This is a genomic window from Sphingomonas faeni, assembly GCF_023195535.1.
Classification (GTDB): Bacteria; Pseudomonadota; Alphaproteobacteria; order Sphingomonadales; family Sphingomonadaceae; genus Sphingomonas; species Sphingomonas faeni_B.
This window is the reverse complement of sequence record NZ_JALPNF010000013.1, coordinates 1-18,332: the sequence shown is the minus strand read 5'-3', so window position 1 is coordinate 18,332 and position 18,332 is coordinate 1. Positions and strand designations below refer to the sequence as shown.

Annotated in this window: 19 protein-coding genes and 1 pseudogene; 9 read left to right on the top strand and 11 right to left on the bottom strand. The window is 61.9% G+C overall.

What is annotated here, in order from left to right; all coding sequences use genetic code 11:
* Positions 1-46 precede the first annotated feature (46 nt).
* A complete protein-coding gene (locus SPHN_RS17015; protein ID WP_248524974.1) occupies positions 47-790 on the top strand; it encodes a class I SAM-dependent methyltransferase in 744 nt (247 codons plus the stop codon).
* An 89-nt stretch (positions 791-879) separates the two neighbouring features.
* On the opposite strand, the gene SPHN_RS17010 is transcribed toward SPHN_RS17015, so the two are convergent.
* The 3 genes from SPHN_RS17010 to SPHN_RS18625 form a co-directional block, all read right to left on the bottom strand.
* Positions 880-1,839, bottom strand: coding sequence for a glycosyltransferase family 2 protein (locus SPHN_RS17010; RefSeq protein ID WP_248524972.1), 960 nt, complete (start codon positions 1,837-1,839; stop codon positions 880-882).
* A gap of 13 nt (positions 1,840-1,852) precedes the next feature.
* Entirely contained in the window at positions 1,853-3,268 is a 1,416-nt protein-coding gene (locus tag SPHN_RS17005; RefSeq protein WP_248524970.1) for a sugar transferase, read from the bottom strand.
* A 143-nt stretch (positions 3,269-3,411) separates the two neighbouring features.
* Complete coding sequence (locus tag SPHN_RS18625; protein WP_432715111.1) at positions 3,412-3,768, bottom strand: hypothetical protein; 357 nt, start codon at positions 3,766-3,768, stop codon at positions 3,412-3,414.
* Positions 3,769-3,846: 78 nt separating this feature from the next.
* Here SPHN_RS18625 and SPHN_RS16995 point away from each other — a divergent pair.
* Positions 3,847-4,055: pseudogene (locus SPHN_RS16995) on the top strand (DUF4158 domain-containing protein); the annotation flags it as partial.
* Positions 4,056-4,152: 97 nt separating this feature from the next.
* On the opposite strand, the gene SPHN_RS16990 reads toward SPHN_RS16995, so the two are convergent.
* Together SPHN_RS16990 and traA are read right to left on the bottom strand one after the other, a co-directional pair.
* Entirely contained in the window at positions 4,153-4,911 is a 759-nt protein-coding gene (locus tag SPHN_RS16990; RefSeq protein ID WP_248524969.1) for a DUF6118 family protein, read from the bottom strand.
* Between the two features lie 9 nt (positions 4,912-4,920).
* Entirely contained in the window at positions 4,921-7,827 is a 2,907-nt protein-coding gene (traA, locus tag SPHN_RS16985; RefSeq protein WP_248524968.1) for a Ti-type conjugative transfer relaxase TraA, read from the bottom strand.
* Positions 7,828-8,001: 174 nt separating this feature from the next.
* Here traA and SPHN_RS16980 point away from each other — a divergent pair, with 174 nt between their 5' ends.
* From SPHN_RS16980 to SPHN_RS16965, 5 genes are all read left to right on the top strand, one after another.
* A complete protein-coding gene (locus tag SPHN_RS16980; RefSeq protein ID WP_248524966.1) occupies positions 8,002-8,325 on the top strand; it encodes a conjugal transfer protein TraD in 324 nt (107 codons plus the stop codon).
* 19 nt (positions 8,326-8,344) lie between these two features.
* On the top strand, positions 8,345-8,569 hold the full coding sequence (locus tag SPHN_RS16975) for a conjugal transfer protein TraD (RefSeq protein WP_248524965.1): 225 nt from the start codon (positions 8,345-8,347) through the stop codon (positions 8,567-8,569).
* The gene (locus SPHN_RS18560) at positions 8,569-8,691 is read left to right on the top strand and encodes a hypothetical protein (protein WP_349238515.1); all 123 of its coding nucleotides are present in this window, start codon (positions 8,569-8,571) and stop codon (positions 8,689-8,691) included. Before SPHN_RS16975 ends, SPHN_RS18560 begins: the two co-directional genes overlap by 1 nt.
* A gap of 8 nt (positions 8,692-8,699) precedes the next feature.
* Positions 8,700-8,852, top strand: coding sequence for a hypothetical protein (locus SPHN_RS18555; RefSeq protein ID WP_349238514.1), 153 nt, complete (start codon positions 8,700-8,702; stop codon positions 8,850-8,852).
* A gap of 62 nt (positions 8,853-8,914) precedes the next feature.
* The gene (locus tag SPHN_RS16965; RefSeq protein WP_248524964.1) at positions 8,915-9,232 is read left to right on the top strand and encodes a hypothetical protein; all 318 of its coding nucleotides are present in this window, start codon (positions 8,915-8,917) and stop codon (positions 9,230-9,232) included.
* Position 9,233: 1 nt separating this feature from the next.
* Here the strand turns inward: SPHN_RS16965 and SPHN_RS16960 are convergent, their stop codons facing one another.
* The 4 genes from SPHN_RS16960 to SPHN_RS16945 form a co-directional block, all read right to left on the bottom strand.
* Positions 9,234-10,145 (bottom strand): hypothetical protein, encoded by a 912-nt coding sequence (locus SPHN_RS16960; RefSeq protein WP_248524963.1) that lies wholly within the window; start codon positions 10,143-10,145, stop codon positions 9,234-9,236.
* Positions 10,117-12,609 (bottom strand): hypothetical protein, encoded by a 2,493-nt coding sequence (locus SPHN_RS16955; RefSeq protein WP_248524962.1) that lies wholly within the window; start codon positions 12,607-12,609, stop codon positions 10,117-10,119. The genes SPHN_RS16960 and SPHN_RS16955 overlap by 29 nt, the downstream gene beginning before the upstream one ends.
* Before the next feature lie 3 nt (positions 12,610-12,612).
* Complete coding sequence (locus tag SPHN_RS16950; protein WP_248524961.1) at positions 12,613-13,272, bottom strand: hypothetical protein; 660 nt, start codon at positions 13,270-13,272, stop codon at positions 12,613-12,615.
* 164 nt (positions 13,273-13,436) lie between these two features.
* Entirely contained in the window at positions 13,437-13,994 is a 558-nt protein-coding gene (locus tag SPHN_RS16945) for a hypothetical protein (protein ID WP_248524959.1), read from the bottom strand.
* 293 nt (positions 13,995-14,287) lie between these two features.
* On the opposite strand from SPHN_RS16945, the gene SPHN_RS16940 reads away from it, so the two are divergent.
* Positions 14,288-15,190 (top strand): HWE histidine kinase domain-containing protein, encoded by a 903-nt coding sequence (locus SPHN_RS16940; RefSeq protein ID WP_248524957.1) that lies wholly within the window; start codon positions 14,288-14,290, stop codon positions 15,188-15,190.
* Here the strand turns inward: SPHN_RS16940 and SPHN_RS18550 are convergent.
* Entirely contained in the window at positions 15,187-15,777 is a 591-nt protein-coding gene (locus SPHN_RS18550; protein WP_248524955.1) for a response regulator transcription factor, read from the bottom strand. The two genes, SPHN_RS16940 and SPHN_RS18550, sit on opposite strands and share 4 nt — an antisense overlap.
* The gene (locus tag SPHN_RS16930; RefSeq protein ID WP_248524954.1) at positions 15,774-17,204 is read right to left on the bottom strand and encodes a sensor histidine kinase; all 1,431 of its coding nucleotides are present in this window, start codon (positions 17,202-17,204) and stop codon (positions 15,774-15,776) included. Before SPHN_RS16930 ends, SPHN_RS18550 begins: the two co-directional genes overlap by 4 nt.
* Before the next feature lie 555 nt (positions 17,205-17,759).
* Here SPHN_RS16930 and SPHN_RS16925 point away from each other — a divergent pair.
* On the top strand, positions 17,760-18,209 hold the full coding sequence (locus tag SPHN_RS16925) for a MucR family transcriptional regulator (RefSeq protein WP_248525018.1): 450 nt from the start codon (positions 17,760-17,762) through the stop codon (positions 18,207-18,209).
* The last annotated feature ends 123 nt before the right edge of the window (positions 18,210-18,332 follow it).

Below are 18,332 nucleotides of genomic sequence, written 5' to 3'. Positions count from 1 at the left end.
TTACGGACCCGGTTACTATTCTTTCGACGCGAACCAAAGCTCATCTTTGAAGAAGTTCCTGATCAGTCAACGCGATCGGGCCATAGCAGGCCGGTTCACACCACTGGGCACAGCACTGGCATGGGCAAAGCCAGACCAGGAGATGTCGCTAATGCGCTCTTACGGGCTAGCCCGCGATGCGGCAATCCTAGACGTTGGCTGTGGTGCTGGACATTTCCTCAATCGTCTCGCCGATATAGGCTATACCAATCTTCTCGGCATAGATCCCTTCATTCCTAGCGATATGCGATCGACCGGTGGAGTCCCGATCTTGCGGCGCGAAGTCAGCGAGCTCGATGGGCGGTTCGATCTCGTGATGTTTAATCATTCACTTGAGCATGTCGAAGCGCCACGCGATGTACTGGCAAGCGCATCCAGGCTTTTGACGCCGAACGGCCAATGCGTTGTGCGTATTCCTACCGTATCGTCTACTGCATGGGACGAATATGGCGTCGACTGGGTACAGCTTGATGCGCCACGCCATGTCTCGCTACCATCACGCGACGGGATGCGGATCGCTGGCAAGGCCGCAGGCATGTCGCTGGAACGCACCGTCGATGATTCGAGCGCATTCCAGTTTTGGGCGAGCGAGCAATACCGACGTGATATCCCGCTGTCTGATCCACAGGTTTTTACCGGTATGTTCAGCAAAACGGAAATGGGGCGATTCAAACAGCGAGCTTCCGAACTGAACGCACAGTCACGCGGTGACCAGAGCGCTTTCGTGTTTAAACGCGACCACGTTGTATAAAATACCGGAGATGAGAACCAGTTAGCATTGAGAGTTAGCTGGTTCCTTCACCCTGAATCCTAGTCAGGTCTGCTGGCATATCAGGGCTGCTACCGCCAGTAGAAGGGTTGCATCGAGAGGCGCTGCTTCCAGCGGTTCGACAATTTGGCCTCGCGACTGCCCATCTTGTAGCCGGCGTATTTGGCGAAGGTCCGCGTGACTGCCGACGGCAGTTGCAGCGGGTCGTGCCGCGCGAGATAAGTGAGTTCCGAGCGGATGAAGCGAAGCCCCTCCCCCTCGGCCATGCCGAAGGTATCGAGCAGCCAACGATTGCGACCGTGAAACACGCCTACGTCGAAATACCGGCGGAATTCCTCGGCGATCGTATAGCCGTGGCTGTGCATCACTTCCGCGTCACCGCGATAGGCGATCCGCCAGCCCTTGATCAGCATCTGTCCCGCGACCAGCTGGTCCTCCGCGAAGAAGGCATCTTCGGGGAACCCACCCACCGTCGCTAGCGCCGCAGTGCGATAGGCGGCGAAAGAATCCGAACAGAATACGGTCTTCACGCCACTTCGTGCGCGATCCTCGAGCGACCGCGTTTCCGATACCCGGGGATAGTTGGTCAGTCGTGCATGTCGCTCGATACCGCGCGCCACGGTGCGTGGCAGCTGCCGGCCATAGGCCATGCCGACCTCCGGTTCGGCAAACGCATCGACCAGTCGGGCGATCGTATCCGGCGCCTGTGGAATAGCATCCTGCGTCAGCATGACGACGATATCGGCCTCGGGCCGCATTTCAACGGCGCGCTGCCGGGTTCCGCCATGATTGAACGTGCGACGTTCGATGCCCACGACCGTCGCCCCGAAGGCGCGGAATGCCGCGGTGCTGTCATCATCGGATTCGGAATCGACGATCAGAAACTGGGCTGGCTCGAGCCCCTGCTCGGCCAGCGCCGGCAACAGCGCCCCCAGATAGGCGCCGGCGTTGAGCGTCGGGATGACCACCGACACGCGTGCCGGATCGATCGTCCATTGCTGGATCCCGGACTGGTTTCCGGTTTGGGACACGGTGAGAGTCGAATCAGAAGGCATTGTCGTGCCTGATGACGAAGATGGTCCTGAACAAAATCCACATATCCTTGCCCATCGACCAATCGCGCAGATATTCGAGATCGGACGACAGCCTGTTCGTCAAATCTGCGGTCAGCACCGTCGCCCCGCGAAAGCCGCGGATCTGCGCGAGCCCGGTCACGCCCGGCTTGACCGCATGGCGATGCCGATAGCGCGCGTCAATCTCCCAATAAAGCTGCTCAGCCGCGCGGGCCGACAGCGCATGCGGTCGCGGTCCAACCATGCTCATGTCGCCACGCAGCACGTTGATGAGCTGCGGCAACTCGTCTATGCTGTTCCGACGGATGAACTGGCCGATCCGGGTCACGCGACTGTCGCCCCGGGTTGTCAGCACGCTAGCCGTCGCATCGCATTGATCGTCGAACATGCTGCGGAACTTGAGCATCATGAACAGCGTGTTGTCGCGGCCGATCCGCTGCTGCCGGAAAAGGACGGCGCCGGGGGATTCGAGACGGATGGCGATCGCTATGCCGACCAGCAACGGCGACAGCAGCAGCAACGCGATCGACGAGACGATAATGTCGAAAAGCCGCTTCATGATGCGGTCGCGCAGATGCAGCGGCCCTGCTGACACCACCAGCGTCCGGTGGTTATGATAATGGCTGACACCGATCATGCCGATGCGATCGACCTCGGGCGTGAGGATCTCGCCGTCAACGGCCATGCTCTTCAGCACATGCGCCCAAGCGACTACCCGGTCGTCGCGGCATGCTATCACCACGCGATCGGCATGCGCGACGAGCTTGGCGAGCCGGTGATATTCGAGCGGATCGTCGGTTGCCGGATCGAACCCGATCTGGGCGGTATCGAGGATCATGCCATGCGACGGCGCAGTCCAGGCGATGCCGTCGACCAACACGACGGTGCTGAACGGCGTCCCGCCCAGGCGGCGCAGCATGAACCGACCCAATATCAGCCGTTCGCCGATGATCAGCCCGACCGCGCTTAACGTGCCCGTCCAGAAGACCAGACGGGAAAACGCCGCACCGATCTTGAAGGAATAGGCGATGATAAGCATCGCTGCTGCCGCAAACGCGATCGCACGGATCGCGGTGAACGCGCCGACCCGCGGATCGCGCAACACTGCACCGTTATACGATCCGTTGATCGCCGCGACCCAGAGATAGATCGGCAACAGAACGCTCAGAATCGTCGCGCCGTGGAGCGTGGACCATGTGCCCAGATACAGAAGATTGGCGAACAGAAATCCCAAGCCGATCGCAATCACGTCGGCACTCACCAACGCCGCATAACAGCGTATCCGTCGTGTCTCCATATTTTTGACCGAGATCAGGGAGTCCGGGAGGATCAAAGATTCTGTCGCGGTGGCGACGCTGTCGTAGCGACGTTTGCTCTGGATATTCATCAAATCTGTTCCGGTGAACCAACTGAGGGGCTTGCCCGCCTGCGCAGGCCTATGCCACGGATAGACAACAACCGTTAGTCTCGATGCAGTTGGCGTTAGGGCAGTGCCGATCACCGTATATTCGGACGCGATACAGATCGACCTCAATCGCAGCCCGGGTTTTCGCCATTCTCGCGCAGGTTATCTTTTAAGGCTTCTATCATCGGCGCCTGCCTGAGCATTCCGGGCCTCCTCGACAAGGAACTGACCGGCATGTCGCATTTCGGTCGCTGACCGAACAGATGGTTACGACCACACCGCATGGCGAAGTGCTGTTCTCGATGTTCGGCGCGCTCGCCCAGTATGAGCGCGCGCCGACGCGCGAATGAAGGATGGCCGGCCTCGCCGCGGCGAAGCGCCGCGATCGGCAAGGCGGCAGACCGCTCGCGATCCCCCCTGAGAAGATCGAAGCGATCACGAATGCCCTTGAAGGCGGGATCAACAAGGCCGCGGTGTGCCACAACTTCGGCGTGCTGCGTTCGACTTTGATCGGTACGCTCACGCGAATCGGCTGGACCGTCCCCGCCAGGCTCTGCCCCATACCGCGTCGTTCCGTTCTGGCCAAGCGCAGCGCGCCAACCTTCTGGCGCTGCCGGAAGATGAAGCGGACCTGGTACCATACTGGACGCTTAGTGCGGTTGACTGGCGCATCATCGTCAGCCGGAAACGCGCGCATAACCGCCTCGGATTTGCGATCCAGCTTTGCAGTCTGTGCTATCCGGGGCGGTTACTCCCATCGCACCAACTTTCCAGTCGGCCAGGACCGCATCACGATCCAGATTCAGCGGATAATCTTCCGGCGGTTACCGAACGATGGTGACCGACCAGCCAATCATATACGTCTTTTACTCCTCGCGCCTGTTGTCTTCATCCCCGTCCGCCGATCCCGTCATGATCGTGCATTTGACAGATTTACCTGCCGCCGCGGCGGCTTTGCGGCACTTCGTCAGGGCTGTCCGGTTCTCCCGCTCAATGACGCTACCATCGGACATCATGTTCCAGGTCTCGACTGATCCGGCTGCCGCCATCCGCAACGCTCCCTCCCAAACGGTATCGACGCCAAGGCTGCGTGCCGCCAGCTTCTCCGGCCATTGCCAGCTTGTCGGTGCCAGTTCGCGCGCGACCAGCCCCGGCAGGATCATCCATAACAAAATACCGGCTGTCATCCCGCCCAGCCCGAACCATAGCTGCCGGTTTTTCTGGTCATGCTTGGTCCACGCGGACCCCGCGATGGCGCGAAGCTCGGCCATGACGCGGACCTTGTCCTCGCCGGCCTTGGCGAGTGCCGCCTGATCCTCCCGCCGTGTAGCGCTGCCCGCTGCCGCGATCCGCTGCACCATCTGCTCAGGCGTCATCGCCAGTGCCGGGGCTTGGGTAAGTATCTGGCCGATCGCGTTGATCCCGCCGGTCGCGGTGTCCACGCCCTGCTGGATCACGCCAAGCGTCTCGGTATAATCAGGCACGTCGATATGCGCCCGCTCAGCCGCCAAGCCCTCCACGGCGCGGCGTAGCAACGCCAGCTCACGATCCTGACCTTCTACGACGGCCCGCAACCGGTCGAACGCCTCCGCCGGATCGCCGCCTTCCTGAATATCGTCGTCCATCATGTCCCCTTACCGGCTCAGGTCGCGGTCGCGGTCGCGGGTAGGCTGCGCCAGTTCCTGCCCAATCGACCGACCGCGCTCCCTGCTCAACGCCATGTCGGGAGCGCGACGCCGCAACACGGATTCGAGCTGTGGGTCGCGGTGCAGCCCGCCCGCAATGCTCTCCATGCGCTTGCCTAGCGTCTCCGCACCCGCACGGTCGCCGGCACGTTCCATGCTGGCGCGCGCCTCCTGCATACTCTGCCACTGCTCTACAAAGCGGTCCGCGCGCTTCTCAGGGTCGATGCGGACCTGACGTTCCACCTCCATCGCCTTCGCCGCCCCGCCTGTGTTCCCCTCGGCCGCGTCGCGCGCGAGCCGGGGATTTCGCTCGATCGCGCTGGCGAGGTCGCGCGCGGCATGGTGCCGGGTCTGGTCGAGCGCGTAGCCCGCCTTCACCAGCGCCTGTTCCTGGTGTGCCAGCACCGGCAGCCCCTTTTCCTTCATCCGGCCTATATCGGCTGCGGCACGTCCATAGCGTTCAATCGCGCGGGCCTGTGAGGGTGCAACCGGCCGATCGGCTGCAACACGCTCCGGCGACGCCGCCCGCTCCACTGCCGGTTTTGGCCGAAAGCCGTCGAACATGCCCCGCGCCTTTCCGCGGACCTTCTCGACCATCTGGCGCGCGCGTTCCGGGAACCGGATCTCGCGCCGATCGGCAAACGCGCGCGCCTGGTCCTGCTCGGGCTTGGCATAGTCGCCGGCCATATCCTTGCCCCGGTCCCGCGACAGGGCATGAACAAGCTGGCCCCGGTCGGCGAAGTCGTCGCGGCCATAGTGGACCTGCACGCTGTCACGGTGCCGCGACATGCCGACATAGGCGCTGTGCCGGTCCATCCCGGGGGTGGCAAGAATATGCGCCCGATCGACCGTCACGCCCTGCGATTTGTGGAACGTCGCCGCATAGCCATGATCGACATGGGCATAGTCCTTGGTGTCGAACGCGACGCCACGCTCGTCATCGAGGCGCACCGCCATACCCTCGGGCGATACCCGCTCGATCGTCGCCAGCGTGCCGTTCTTGACGCCCATGCCGCGTTCGTTGCGAAGGAACATGATGCGGTCGCCGGTCGCGAACTGCCGATCGCCGCGTTCGGTTTTCACCGCCACGTCGTCGCCAAGGTCGCCGGATGCACGCAAGCGGCCCCGCGCTTCCTCGTTCAGCTCGCGCACTTCGGCATTGGTATGGGTGAGGATTATCCGGCTGTTGCCGGGCTCGGCCTGGCGCGCACGATCCCACCCGTCCACCAGCTCACTCCGCGCCGCTTCCCGCGTATCGGCTGCATGAACCATGCCGCGACCGTCATAGGCGTGGATCGCTTGCGCAGTACGCCTGGTCGCCAGCGCGCGGGTGGCGTCGCGCTGCCAGTCCTCGCGCTGCCGGCGTATCTCGGTAATCTCGGCTGCGCCGTGGCGTTCGGTGACGCTGCGGAATGCCGCGCCCGCCTCGATCGCCTGCAACTGCTCGGGATCGCCCACCATGACGACCTTGGCCCCGGCATCGCGCGCCTGGGTCAGCACCCGCTCCATCTGGCGCGAACCAATCATGCCGGCCTCGTCGACGACCAGCACATCCCTGGGACCTAGCTTCTCGCGCCCCTGATCCCACGCATACTCAAGGCTGGCGATGGTACGGGACTGGATGCCGGACCCGCCCTCAAGGTTCTCGGCCGCGATACCCGACAACGCCGCGCCGCGTACCGTGTAACCCTGCCCCTCCCATGCCTCGCGCGCGACACCCAGCATCGCCGATTTGCCCGACCCGGCATAGCCGACGACCGACGCCAGCCCGGCGTTGCCGGTCACATGGTCGAAGGCGTCCCGCTGCTCGCCGGACAGGACAAGCCCCCGACCCTCGGCCGCGCCGATCGCGGCGTCACGCTGCCGATCGCCGACACCATGCCCGGCGCGGCCCGCCAGCTCGTCGCCGGCACGCTCAAGCCGGACCTCCACCGCGATCATGTCGCGGGACGTAAACCGCTCCTGGTCGCGCCCGTCCTTGCCTAATGCAACCAGCTCAGGCGCGGCGCGCACCGCCGCCATCACCTGGTCGAACTGCTCCTTGCCGTCGCTATGCCGGAACGCGAAGACCGCTAGGTCGCGAATGGTGAACGTCGCCTGGCTGCGCGTGATTGCGTCCAGCGCGACATTGGGATCGGCGATGATCTTCTCGCCGTTCTCGCGGGCGATGCGCGCGTGATCCTCGATCCGCTCAGCTTCAAGCCCCTGCTCTGGACGACGTGATGCTGCGGGTCCGATCTTGTGCTGCGGCTCCAGCGCGATGCCCTGATCGGCATAGGAGCGATGATCGATCCGCCCCTCAAGCCCAAGCTCAACCATCCGTTCGTTGACGTGCGCGCTCCACGCCTCGCGCCAGTCCTTCAACAGATCGGTACTGTTCCAGTCGCGGTTCTTCTGCCCGAACCCCTCAGGCCCCACATCGCGCATCGCCAGCATGACATGCGCGTGCGGCTTGGGACTGCCATCCTTCGCCTTGTCCCAATGCACGTTCAGGTCCGCGACCATCCCGCGTGTCACAAACTGCTGCTTCACGAAATCCTGCGCCAGTGCGACGCCTTGCTTCTCGTTCATCTCGCGCGGGATCGAGAACTCCACCTCGCGGGCAAGCTGCGCGTCCTTGCGCTTTTCCCCTGCCTCAACCTCGTTCCACAGCGTTGCACGATTCGACAAACGTTCCGGTGCGCCCTCCGGCAACATCACCTCGGAGTGGATGACGCCCGCCTTGTTCGAGAAGTCATGATCGCGCCCTAGCCGGTCATCGTGCAGCTCGGACGCGGAGCGATAGGCCGCGCTAGCAACGGCGCTCGATCCGTTCGCGCGGCTCACAACCTTGGCAGAGAAATGGTAGATCGCCATGACATCCTGCTTATTGCACTTCTAAGCGCACGTCGGCAACGACGTATAAGCGCGCACTCACAACATGCTTCGCTTCTCGTGATTGACTTGCTGCAGCTTTCTTCTCGTTCTAACTTTACCTCGGTAGCGAGTGCGCTACGATGCTCCGGACCGACACGCGGAAGGATAAAGGCGATGCGGAAGGTTCGCGATTACGACGCCGAGCTGAAGGCGCTGGGTGACAAGGCACGCGCGCTCAAGGCAAAGCGGGTCGAACAGCTCGGACAGCTCGTGGCCGCAACCGGGGCCGATGCGCTCGATGCGGAAACCCTTGCCGGGGTGCTGCTCGATGCGGTCAAGTCAAAGGATACGAACGCGAAGGAGGCATGGCGCGCGAAGGGCGTGGCGTTCTTTCAACGGCGCGGGCGCAAAGGTGGCGGCGCTGTTCCAATTGACGGATCGGGTTCTGCGGTTGAACCGGGCGGCGACACTGCGGGCGGAAGCCGCAGAACGTCGTAACGATACGCGGGGCTGGGTCATGCAACGCCGCGAACGCACACGCTACCTGATCGAGCTTGGCGGGCTGGTCCAGAAAGCCGGGCTGGTTGAGCTGACTGGCGACGATCGCGCGACACTCTACGGCGCGCTGCTCGATCTCGCCGGACGTGGTCGTGGCGACGATGCAGGCGATGTGCTGGCGCTCTGGAAACGACGCGGAAAGCGGGCGTTTGATACGGAAGCGGAAACGACGGAGGAGAGCTGATGGCGGATTTCGATACCGAAGCGATCCGTGCCGAAGTTCGGGCAATGACTTTCGTGCGCGGCACGCCCGCCGATATTGTCGAATGGGGTGAGACTCACGAAAACTTCCGCGCCAACCTGTGATCAAAAACATGATCCCGACGCTGAACAAGGATGCGTTTTTCGCGATGATGCTGGAGGAAGCCGTTCCCCCACCCCTCGTCTCGCAAATCCTGCTCCGGCTCTACGATCATCCCGACGCCCATCCGGAGTTGCCGATCATGCCGGCCTTGGCTCTGCACTGATGGCGGATCCGCTCATTGGCGGGGCTCGGCCGATAAGTTGGCGGCTCGCGAGGTTCGTAGCGGTGCTGGTGCTGTTCGTCAGCAACTCCCGGCTGAAAGCGATCTTCGGACGTGGCGAGATAGCGACAGACGTGCCGCTCCTGCTGTTCGGCCTGATCCTGTTCGCGACCTGGCGCATCAACCGTCGCGCCGCCAACCGGCAGAACGAATTGCTCGGTCGGTTAGAAGGGCAACTGATCGAGGCATATACCATGCATATCAGAAAGCTTGGTCGCGGATTGACGTTTCACCCGGTTGTTGGGGAGTTGCTAAGGGTAGCTCGTTCTGTATCGGGCAACGAGAACGATCCGCCTAGCAATGCGGTAGGCGTGATGCTTTAAATCATAGGGCACTGAATTCCACGGTCAGCGTATCGCTGTACTTGCCAGCGACCGCGGCAGGCGTGCCGTTGATGATGAGGTCGAGCGGTAATGATGTCCCCGCGACCGTGCGTGGCGTATCGACCAGCCGTTCCCAGTGACGCGCCAGGTCTACTGGATCGTTCTCGACCTGCGCGGCATATGGGATCCCCGTTTCGTTCGGCGCCCCGCCCTCGCGCAGCAACCGGCCGCGATTGATCGAATCAATCGTCAGCCGCGCGCTGCCATTGGCACGAATTTGAATGAAAACGCGACGCGTCGTGGGCCCGGTGATGATCCCGAAATCGACCGCGGTGACGCTTGCCCCCTCGCCGAACGTGCCGACGGCACCGACAATGTTCATCTGTGCAAGCGGCAGCACGAAGAGCACAACTTGGACCGGTATCGGCGCGGTGTGCGTCACGGTGGTACCGGGATCGCGAAGCTCGAGCGAAAGGTCGGCAGCATGCTCACCCGCGGCGGCGACCGCGTCACGGCTGACAACACCGTTGATCGTCACCCGTGTCCGCCTGCTGCCCGCTGCTGTGAACCGCCACAGACCGGGGCTGGCGGTGGACCAGAGTGCTGCATCATCGCTTGCGGCGACGAACCGCAGTTCGACTCCGGTGCCATCGATCTGCTGCGCATCCACGCTGTTGCGCGCGCCATCAAGTAGCGCCAGTTCGCCTTCGCACGCCCGCTCCCCCCGGTTCTCAATGTCAAAGCTCAGTCGTGCGCCAGCATGCGTCGGTGCGAACGGATCATACTCGACCCGCATCTGCGACAGGACCGGGATGATAGTTAGGTCGCATGCCCGCGCCGGCGTAGGCAGCACCCATGCCATCGCGCATACCAGCAAAGCGAGCTCAACTCGTAACGCGCAGCGTGCCGACATCGACTACCCCCTCCGCCGTTGCCGGCACAGTGAACTGTGCGGACGCACCGCTTGGCAGCGCCAGCCGGTATCTGCCGGGGGCCAGCCGATCGGCGACGAAGCGTCCGGCACGATTCGTGAAGAAACCGCGCTCCTTCCACGTCTTGCGACGGGCCGGGCCGACCGGTTCGATCGTTCCCGAGATCAGCGCGATAGGCCCTTCTGCGGAAACGAGGAACCCGACCGCGATGAATGAATTCTCGCTGCCGATCACGGAGCGATACCCAGGTCCATAACCGGGGAAGATGTTGATGCTGCCGGTGCCGAGATCATAACCCACCGGCAGCGGATCGACCTTCACGTCGTAATGGCTGGCCCCATAAGCGCGCCCGATCGGGACCAGCGCGGGACCGAACAGGCCCGACCGCGCGATGATGCGGTCGCCAGACACGATAGAGGCCTGCGCCCCGTGCAGCGTGCGATGGACGGGCGCGACGACGAAGCCCTCGTCGACCGATCGACCGAGTGCGAATGTGCCACCGGCAAACCCCAGGAAGGTGCGGACGTTCCAGTCGGAAACGTTGGACGGCGGCCCGTTGGTGCCTGCCCGTTCGATCCGGTTATGGTTGAGCACCAGGTCGAACCGGTTATTGACATAAGCTAGCCTGCCCGAAATCGCACTCGTGTCACGATCTTCGGTATAGCGCAGCGTGCCGCTGACTTCGCCCAATCGCCCTTCGGGCGACCTGCCGATCTCGACCTCGCGACGGTTGCTGCCGGTATCGAGGCGTGCATTGAACGTGTCGCGACGCCCCAAGCGCACCGACAGGCCGATCGCGATCCGGGTGTCGTTGCCGCGGCCATTATCAAAGACGATGCGTGATGCGGTTCCGTTGATCCCCACCCGTCCGAAGCTGCGTCCGATCGTCATGTCGCCGCGGTAAGAACTCGGTGCACCTCGACGCGCCATGGTATAGCCCGCGCTGACCCCGGTGCTGATATCGAGCGGCGCTAGCCATTGCACCTGCAACGCGGTTTCCAGCGCTCGCAGGTTCAAAGTGTCGCGCGCGAAGGCGTCTTGAAATGTCGGACTGCGAAAGTTTAGCGATCCGGCTATCCGGAGGTCGTCGCGGCCCCGTATCGAGAAATCGCCGCGATAGTCGAGCGAGATCGCATAGCCCGCGTTGCCGCTTGCCAGCGACTTGCTCGCTGCAGTCTCTAACTGGAAGAAGCCGAGCGGCGTACCCAACACCGCGACACCCCCCAACTGCACGGCACGGCTAGTCGCCTGCCCGTTCAGTCCCAGCGTCGTCGTGTCGGAAAGGCCGTGATAGACATAGCCGGTCGCTGCGGGCGATCCACCATAGCGAAGATGGTCGCGCTCGCGTGCGCCGATCGCACCGCCGAACTCGGTGATTCCCGGCGTCAAGAGGCTTGTCGTATTGAATACATCGAAATTGACGATCTCGCGGCGACCGCCAACGTCCTCGACGACAAGCTGGATCTGGTTGGATCCGGCAGCGAACGGAAAGTCGCCGATGTCGTACCGACCGGGGGCAAGGCGGATCGTCTGCACCCGGATCTGGTTGACGATTACGTCCACGCTCGAAGCGCGATCGAGCGTGAATTCCTGTCGACCGATTGGGCGCGTATTCTGGAACGGACGGATGGTCGAATAGGCCCGTTCAAGCCCAATGCCGAGGATGCGGCCCGAACCCTGAAACGAGGTCGAACTGGGCGTGAATTCACCGAGTGTCGCGCGCAACGCCTTGGCGAACAGATCGTGCGTCAGCCGGAATTCGCGGCGGCGCCACCGGGTGCCATCATAGCTTGCGCCCCCCGTCATGGTAACACCATCGAATCCACCGATATTGGCGATGGCGTCGAGATCGACGCGGACGCCCTCGAATCCGCCTTTGTGCCCGTAGTCGTAGCGTTGGCTTGCTCCAATATTGACCCCGGCGGAGACAGTCTCGGGTTGGTCGAAGCCGGCCGGGATCGGGACGTCCTGAGCATAGCCGAAACGCAGAACCGCGGGGATCGAGGCATTCGCCGCCAGGGTGCCGACCACCTCTAGCGCGAAGCTGTCGAAGCGCAGCGTGAAGCCGTCGACATCGAGCGCGGTGAATTCTACCCGCGGGCGACCGGCGATGCGCGCGACAAGCGCGGTCTTCAGCTTCGTGTCGATGACGGTGGCGACAAGGTCGATCAGCCGCTTCGCGTCGATCTCGCCGTTGCCCTTGGTATCGACCGCGACACTGATCGTGCCGAGAAACTTGCCGTTGATCTTGAGCGAGACCTCCAGCGGCACGCGGACCGAGGTCACCCGGCCCGGCGGCGAGCTACCGCCCGGTTGCTCCGCTGCCTGTTGCAACGGATCAGGCACGACCAGCGGCTGGGCAGCGGAGCCAGGTCCTGCGCACAGCGCGCACCCGCCCACCGCCCACAGCAGCGCCGCGCCGCGCGGCCTTCCGGAACGTGCCATGGCTCACTGGACGGTCAGGGTAGGCGTTATGGTGCCCACGAGACCCACCAGTAATTTGGCCGGAACGCTTGCCCGCCGCGACTGACGAGGCATGAAGGCCGAAAACTCACCGATCTTCAGGCTGTCGGGTTCCAGCACGACGGACTTGCCTGCCGTGTCCGTGAGTGTGAAGTTGGACGCGTTAAGCACTGCGATCCCGGGCCCTGTATTTGCGATCGTCAGCATGAGGTCGCCGTTTGGCGCGCGGCCGACATCCTTGACCGCAATCACCGCTTTCGCCTTGTCAGGCGACACGATGACATGGCTGAGGAAGTTGAAACTCACTTTGACGTCTGACGACGCGCCGGACGTGCCGACGGCCGGGACGAAGCCCGGCGCGCTGATCGGCAACTGCGATACCCGAACGCCGTACATCCTCGCGTCCGCGATTGCCGGATCGCCGATGTAGCGAACCTGGACGGTCTGTTCCTTGCCGGGCGCGACCTCGGTCTGCGCGGGGTAGATCAGCACGTCCTTGGCCTCGTCGACGCGGCTGGCAGCACCGTCGCCATCGACAGTGGCACGAAACGGCGTCATTTCCAGTGTGATCGGCACCGCGCCGGTATTCTTGATCGACATCGTCAGCCTGGCGTTGGGGCCGGACGGCGCGATCGTCGCCAGCATCGGCTGTACTTGATAGCCTTGCGCCGCGCTCGTGGTCGGTATGGCTATCCACAGCGCTGTCGTCGCTGCCACCAATCCCCAGGCTCTCATCTCATCCTCCCCCGTTGAAAAGACGCAACCAGGAGGCGCCAGTTTCTGGCGTCCTCCTGCTCGTGGATCAGCGATCAGACCGCGCTGGCGGTAAAAGAGAACACCTCCGAATACGTACCTGCCGGTGCGGCATTGGCCGGGAAGTTCTGTGAGGTCGGGGTGTTGTTCGCATCGGCTGCGACGTTCAGGTTCAGCGACAGTACCAGCGGGATGCCGTTGGCGATCGGCTGGGTGTAGCCGGTGTTGGCGCGCGTGAACTGGTTCTGGTTCTCGACGCCGCTGCCCGGGAAGGTATCGTGGGCGGCGATGGCGAACGCAGGATCGCTCGGCGAGTCGAGGATCAGGTCGTAGTTGATGCGCTGCGTCACGGGTCCGACTTGCTGAGTCAGATCACCATTCTGCGTCTTCAGCACGAACTTGGTTCCGGTGGCCGAATTGCACGACAGGCGCAGGTTGGCGACCGTCTGCGTTCCCGCCATCGCGATCGATGCGCTGCCGCTAGACACGTTGGTGAGATTGACGTTGCAATAGGGGGCGACGACTCCTTGCACGCTTAGCGTTTCGGCCGATGCGGGGACGCTGGCGATTCCAGCGACGATGGCGGCGCTGGCGACGAGGATGGACGTTTTCATGGTATCTCTCCTGTTGGCATGAACCGTGTTCGCGTCGATGCGAACACCCTTTGCGACGGACCAGACCAAGCGACCCAAACCGTCGAGCCGTCTTGTCCACCCAAACACCGCATCGTGTAAGTCCGTGCAAATACTGATGAGTTGTAGTGAGGTCTCAGTATTCATCGCGAATTGCCAGATCGCATCGACAGTGCGCATGTTGGTTAGCCAAGCCTTTTTCCGACAATCCACCTTCGTTCATGGGCATGGGAGTGGCATCCATATTTGCGAATAGCACAAGAAGGGGGCGTGGGATGGAGCCAAGGTCGCAATTAGAGGTAGAGACCGTCGAGATATTCTGCGCGGATCTGCCGCACACGGCATCACTGCTCGATCGGAGCGGTACAGTGTTCTGGACCAATGGTCCTGCCGTCGCGCGCAGGCGGACCCCTTTCGCAAGCGTTTCGGGTGACGTTGACGCCCTGGGCAACTGCGGCGACGGGGCTGTGCTCACGTCGCACGTTGATGTGCCGGTGCATCTCCCCCGTCACGGACGGGCTACGCTGCGGTTGATGCAGGCCCACCCGTCCAGCCTCGACGACAAAGGCATGATGGTGCTGCAAGAGACGCAGCATCGGGCGCGCAACTTGATCTCGCTGGTGATGGCGATAGCCTCACAATCTTTCGCTGACCGGGCTATGGACCCCGGAACGTCAAAATTTATCGACCGGCTCGCCAGTCTTGATGCGGTCGTTCGGGTCGGATGCGAGGCTGAAGGCGAATTCTGCCCGGTTTCGACGATAGTCGGCCAGATCGCCCGCCGCTTCCAGGATCCGGGACGGCCCCAATTCCAGATCAAGGGGGACATTGTCGCGTTACCAGCAAGGTGGGCGCATACGCTGACGCTGGTCCTGCACGAACTCGCGACCAACGCGATCCGGCACGGTGCTCTTCGCGATCCGAAAGGCAAGGTTGACGTAACCTGGCGGCGAAGTGCCGACGTCGAGGGGCACGCCACCTTCGATTTCGAGTGGCGCGAGCACGTCACCACGCCGGTCGTCCCGACCAACCGGAAGGGATTTGGCAGCCGAATGCTGCGCACCTCGATCGAGACCAGCCGGCAGTGCACTGGATCTCTTGTGTTGCTGCCTAGTGGGCTGGTGTACAAATGGACGCTGCGTCTTAGCGCGGGCGATCTGCCCATAAGAGAAGGTTAGCCGAGTCCCGCGTGCATCCCCAAGCGCACGAGCATTGGAATACTGTCCGCACCGGTCTTCTCCATCAAGTGGGCGCGATACGTTTCGACCGTCCGCGGGCTGATCGTCAGTTTTAGCGCGATCTCCTTGGTCGTCGCGCCGTCGATGATAAAGCTCAGCACCTCTCTCTCGCGTCGGGACAGGCCGATCAAGGTTGCGCGTGCGGCATCCAGGTCGGTAGTCCGCCGACGTGCCGCAGCGATCGCAGCGAACAGCGCTTTCGCTTCGAACGGTTTTTCCAAAAGGTCGAGCGCGCCGGCCTGCAGGGCTTTCACAGCGAGCGGGACATCGGCGTGCCCGGCAATGATGATGACGGGATCGTCACGCTCGCGCGCCGCAAGGCAAGCCAGCAGCTCGATGCCGTCAGTGCCCGGCATCATCACGTCGCTGATGATGATCCCTGCCGACAGTCGGTCGAGCATATCGAGAAAGACATCGGCACTGGAAAAACTGCGCGCCGGCGACCCGTCTGTTGAAAGCAGCAGCGCCAGCGATCTACACATTTCTGGTTCGTCGTCGATGACGTAGATTGGTCTATCTGCGATCACGCTCCTATCCTCCTATAGCGGCGTCCCGGCAGTGTAAAGCAGAACACCGCGCCCCCGTGGCTGCTCCCGTTCGTGCCGGTCAGTCTGCTGCCCAATGCTTCAACAATTCGCGTGGAAATCGCGAGTCCGACGCCCAGCCCGTCGCTTTTGGTCGAACAGAACGGTCGAAAGATCATGTCGAACATGTCGTCCGGTATCCCGGCACCGCTATCCTCGACGATAAACGAGATCGCGCCCTCGACGTCGGTACGGGCACTCAGCTGCACGGTCCGCCGCGTACGATCGCGCACCGCGTCTGCTGCATTAACGAGCAAGTTGACTAAGACCTGCTGAACCTGGATGGGATCCACTAGCACGTGACCAGCAGCGGGATCGATGCTGATTTCTAATACGGCATCGGCCTGTTTTAACGCTAGTCCTCCGAGCTTGGCGGCATCCATTATGATTGCTCGCACATCTGTCCAACTGGCGTCGGTTGGCCGGTGGCCGATGAAATCGCGCATTTGCTTGAGCACCGCTGCTGTGCGCAAAACCTGTCCGGCGGCATCGGAGAGTGCTGCAACCGCGGCGGGGGGAACACTGTCTAGCTTTGTCAAAATCGAGGATGCCGCATTGATATAGATTGTGGCGGCTGCGAGCGGCTGGTTCAGTTCATGTGCGATTGCGGAACCAAGGAGGCCCAGCGCAGCGGCTCTGGCGACTTGGTTCAGTTCCTGCTGAGTCGTCGCCAGCGCCTCTGCAGCCACAATCGTTGCGGTCTCGTCGCGGATATATACGGTTCGGAAGTGTTCCCCGCGGATCGGCAGATCTGTCGCCGACAAGCGGACTCGCCGTGCCCTGCCGTCCGGCGTCTTGATGATGTGGACGCCGATTTCGATAGCGTCGTGGCCTTCGAAAAGATCCGGCACGCGCGCGCCAATGATCGCTTCGCGTGCCAGATCGAACAGTCTGCATCCTGCACTGTTCACCGCGACAATTCGGTGATCATAACCGATGATCAGGATAACCGCTTGAGACGTATCGAACATTCTTTGCAGCATTGCCTCGCGATGACTGCATCGTTCCGTCAGCGACTTTTCGCGCGCACGCAGCCGTAGGAATGCTTCGCCTGCCCCTGAGATGATGAGGCAAAGAATGATCACGATAATTGTGTTGGCGCTCTGCACAACGGGATTGCCCGTATCTAGCCAAAGTGTGCCGCCGACGCCGATGGCCAGGGCGACAATACCGGCGCTCAGCCCGCCCCTGGCGACGCTAAGCGCTACTCCAGCGACGACGAACAGATACGGCAGGTTTGCGCCAGTCAGCAACGCTATCGCCTTGCTGAAAATGATGGCAGCGAAGCCCGTGCCGGCAGCAAGGAGGAACTCGGTCGGCCGCGTTTGGTCACCCTGAGGGTGATCGATATTCAGCCAGAAATCCTGCATTACGCGGCCAGCGATCTTAGCGTGTGCTGGACACCTGCACCTGCGTGCACAAACTCGGTGGCCGTAGTCAAACGACCTAGAATTGATTGGCAGGTTTTAGGAGCGCCACCATGGCTTTGCTCAAAAAAAAGCATCCTCTCCGATCACCCCCCCCATTGATATTTGAGCGATCGGCGGATTATTTCCGGGCGTATCGCTCGATCAATACTGCCAAGTAGGCGCAAAATAAGGTGGAGGCGCCGACGTGTCCGTCTACAATGCGGTAAAACGCCTGCCATGTAAATCCGTAATACTACGGAGGCTATTGCGGATGAATAATCCGTAAGGTAAGTGGGCAGGGTAGAACGCGGTGTAGATCGTGTCAGATTTCTAGCGGTAGTCGTATTGATGCTACCGATCAGTTTCAAGCGATTATGAGCTTATCTGGGTGTCTGACCGATACCTCGTTCCCTACGAGGGCAGGACATCCAAATTCCTTGAATTGTGGCGACCGCTGCGGCAATAATCCGGTCGGATAATCACCTCACTCGACGGATTCGAATATTGACCGACGAAATGAACAATAGGGAACTCGCTACCGAACTTACGGTGGCTTGGCTGTCGAATCCAAATACGCGAGCTAGCGCCGATGATGTCGCCGCGTTTATCTTAGCCGTAAAGGCATCTTTGGACGGTTTAACTACGGGTGTGGAAACCGTCGCTGCGCAAGAGCATGCAAGTCACGAACCCGCCGTAACGGTTCGTAAGTCACTCGCATCGCCAGACCGTATTATTTCCCTCATAACCGACGAGTCATACAAGACACTTCGCCGTCATCTTAACATGCATGGTCTAACGCCACAGCAGTATCGCGAACGCTACAATCTTAAAGCTGACTATCCGATGGTTGCCGCCAATTATTCGGAAGTGCGCCGAGCGATGGCGATGAGAATCGGCCTTGGTCGTAAGCCGAGGGCTCAAGCGGAAGCCTCTTCTTCCTCCATAAAAGCTCCTACCAAGAAGTGAACCGCGCCGGGTTTGTCGGAGGCTCCAACTCCTGAGAAGGTGGAGCCATGACGAGCAAGACGACGAACAAGTTTGCGCCCGAAGTCCGCGAGCGGGCGGTACGGATGGTTTTCGATCACGAGC

Bases quoted from the DNA above. Each gene is read 5' to 3' on its own strand.
- SPHN_RS17005 (WP_248524970.1), bottom strand. From the start codon at position 3,268: ATGAATATCCAGAGCAAACGTCGCTACGACAGCGTCGCCACCGCGACA.
- SPHN_RS16990 (WP_248524969.1), bottom strand. From the start codon at position 4,911: ATGGACGACGATATTCAGGAAGGCGGCGATCCGGCGGAGGCGTTCGAC.
- traA (WP_248524968.1), bottom strand. From the start codon at position 7,827: ATGGCGATCTACCATTTCTCTGCCAAGGTTGTGAGCCGCGCGAACGGA.
- SPHN_RS16980 (WP_248524966.1), top strand. From the start codon at position 8,002: ATGCGGAAGGTTCGCGATTACGACGCCGAGCTGAAGGCGCTGGGTGAC.
- SPHN_RS16975 (WP_248524965.1), top strand. From the start codon at position 8,345: ATGCAACGCCGCGAACGCACACGCTACCTGATCGAGCTTGGCGGGCTG.
- SPHN_RS18560 (WP_349238515.1), top strand. From the start codon at position 8,569: ATGGCGGATTTCGATACCGAAGCGATCCGTGCCGAAGTTCGGGCAATG.
- SPHN_RS18555 (WP_349238514.1), top strand. From the start codon at position 8,700: ATGATCCCGACGCTGAACAAGGATGCGTTTTTCGCGATGATGCTGGAG.
- SPHN_RS16960 (WP_248524963.1), bottom strand. From the start codon at position 10,145: ATGTCGGCACGCTGCGCGTTACGAGTTGAGCTCGCTTTGCTGGTATGC.
- SPHN_RS16955 (WP_248524962.1), bottom strand. From the start codon at position 12,609: ATGGCACGTTCCGGAAGGCCGCGCGGCGCGGCGCTGCTGTGGGCGGTG.
- SPHN_RS16950 (WP_248524961.1), bottom strand. From the start codon at position 13,272: ATGCTGGCGACGATCGCGCCGTCCGGCCCCAACGCCAGGCTGACGATG.
- SPHN_RS16945 (WP_248524959.1), bottom strand. From the start codon at position 13,994: ATGAAAACGTCCATCCTCGTCGCCAGCGCCGCCATCGTCGCTGGAATC.
- SPHN_RS16940 (WP_248524957.1), top strand. From the start codon at position 14,288: ATGGAGCCAAGGTCGCAATTAGAGGTAGAGACCGTCGAGATATTCTGC.
- SPHN_RS16930 (WP_248524954.1), bottom strand. From the start codon at position 17,204: ATGCAGGATTTCTGGCTGAATATCGATCACCCTCAGGGTGACCAAACG.
- SPHN_RS16925 (WP_248525018.1), top strand. From the start codon at position 17,760: ATGAACAATAGGGAACTCGCTACCGAACTTACGGTGGCTTGGCTGTCG.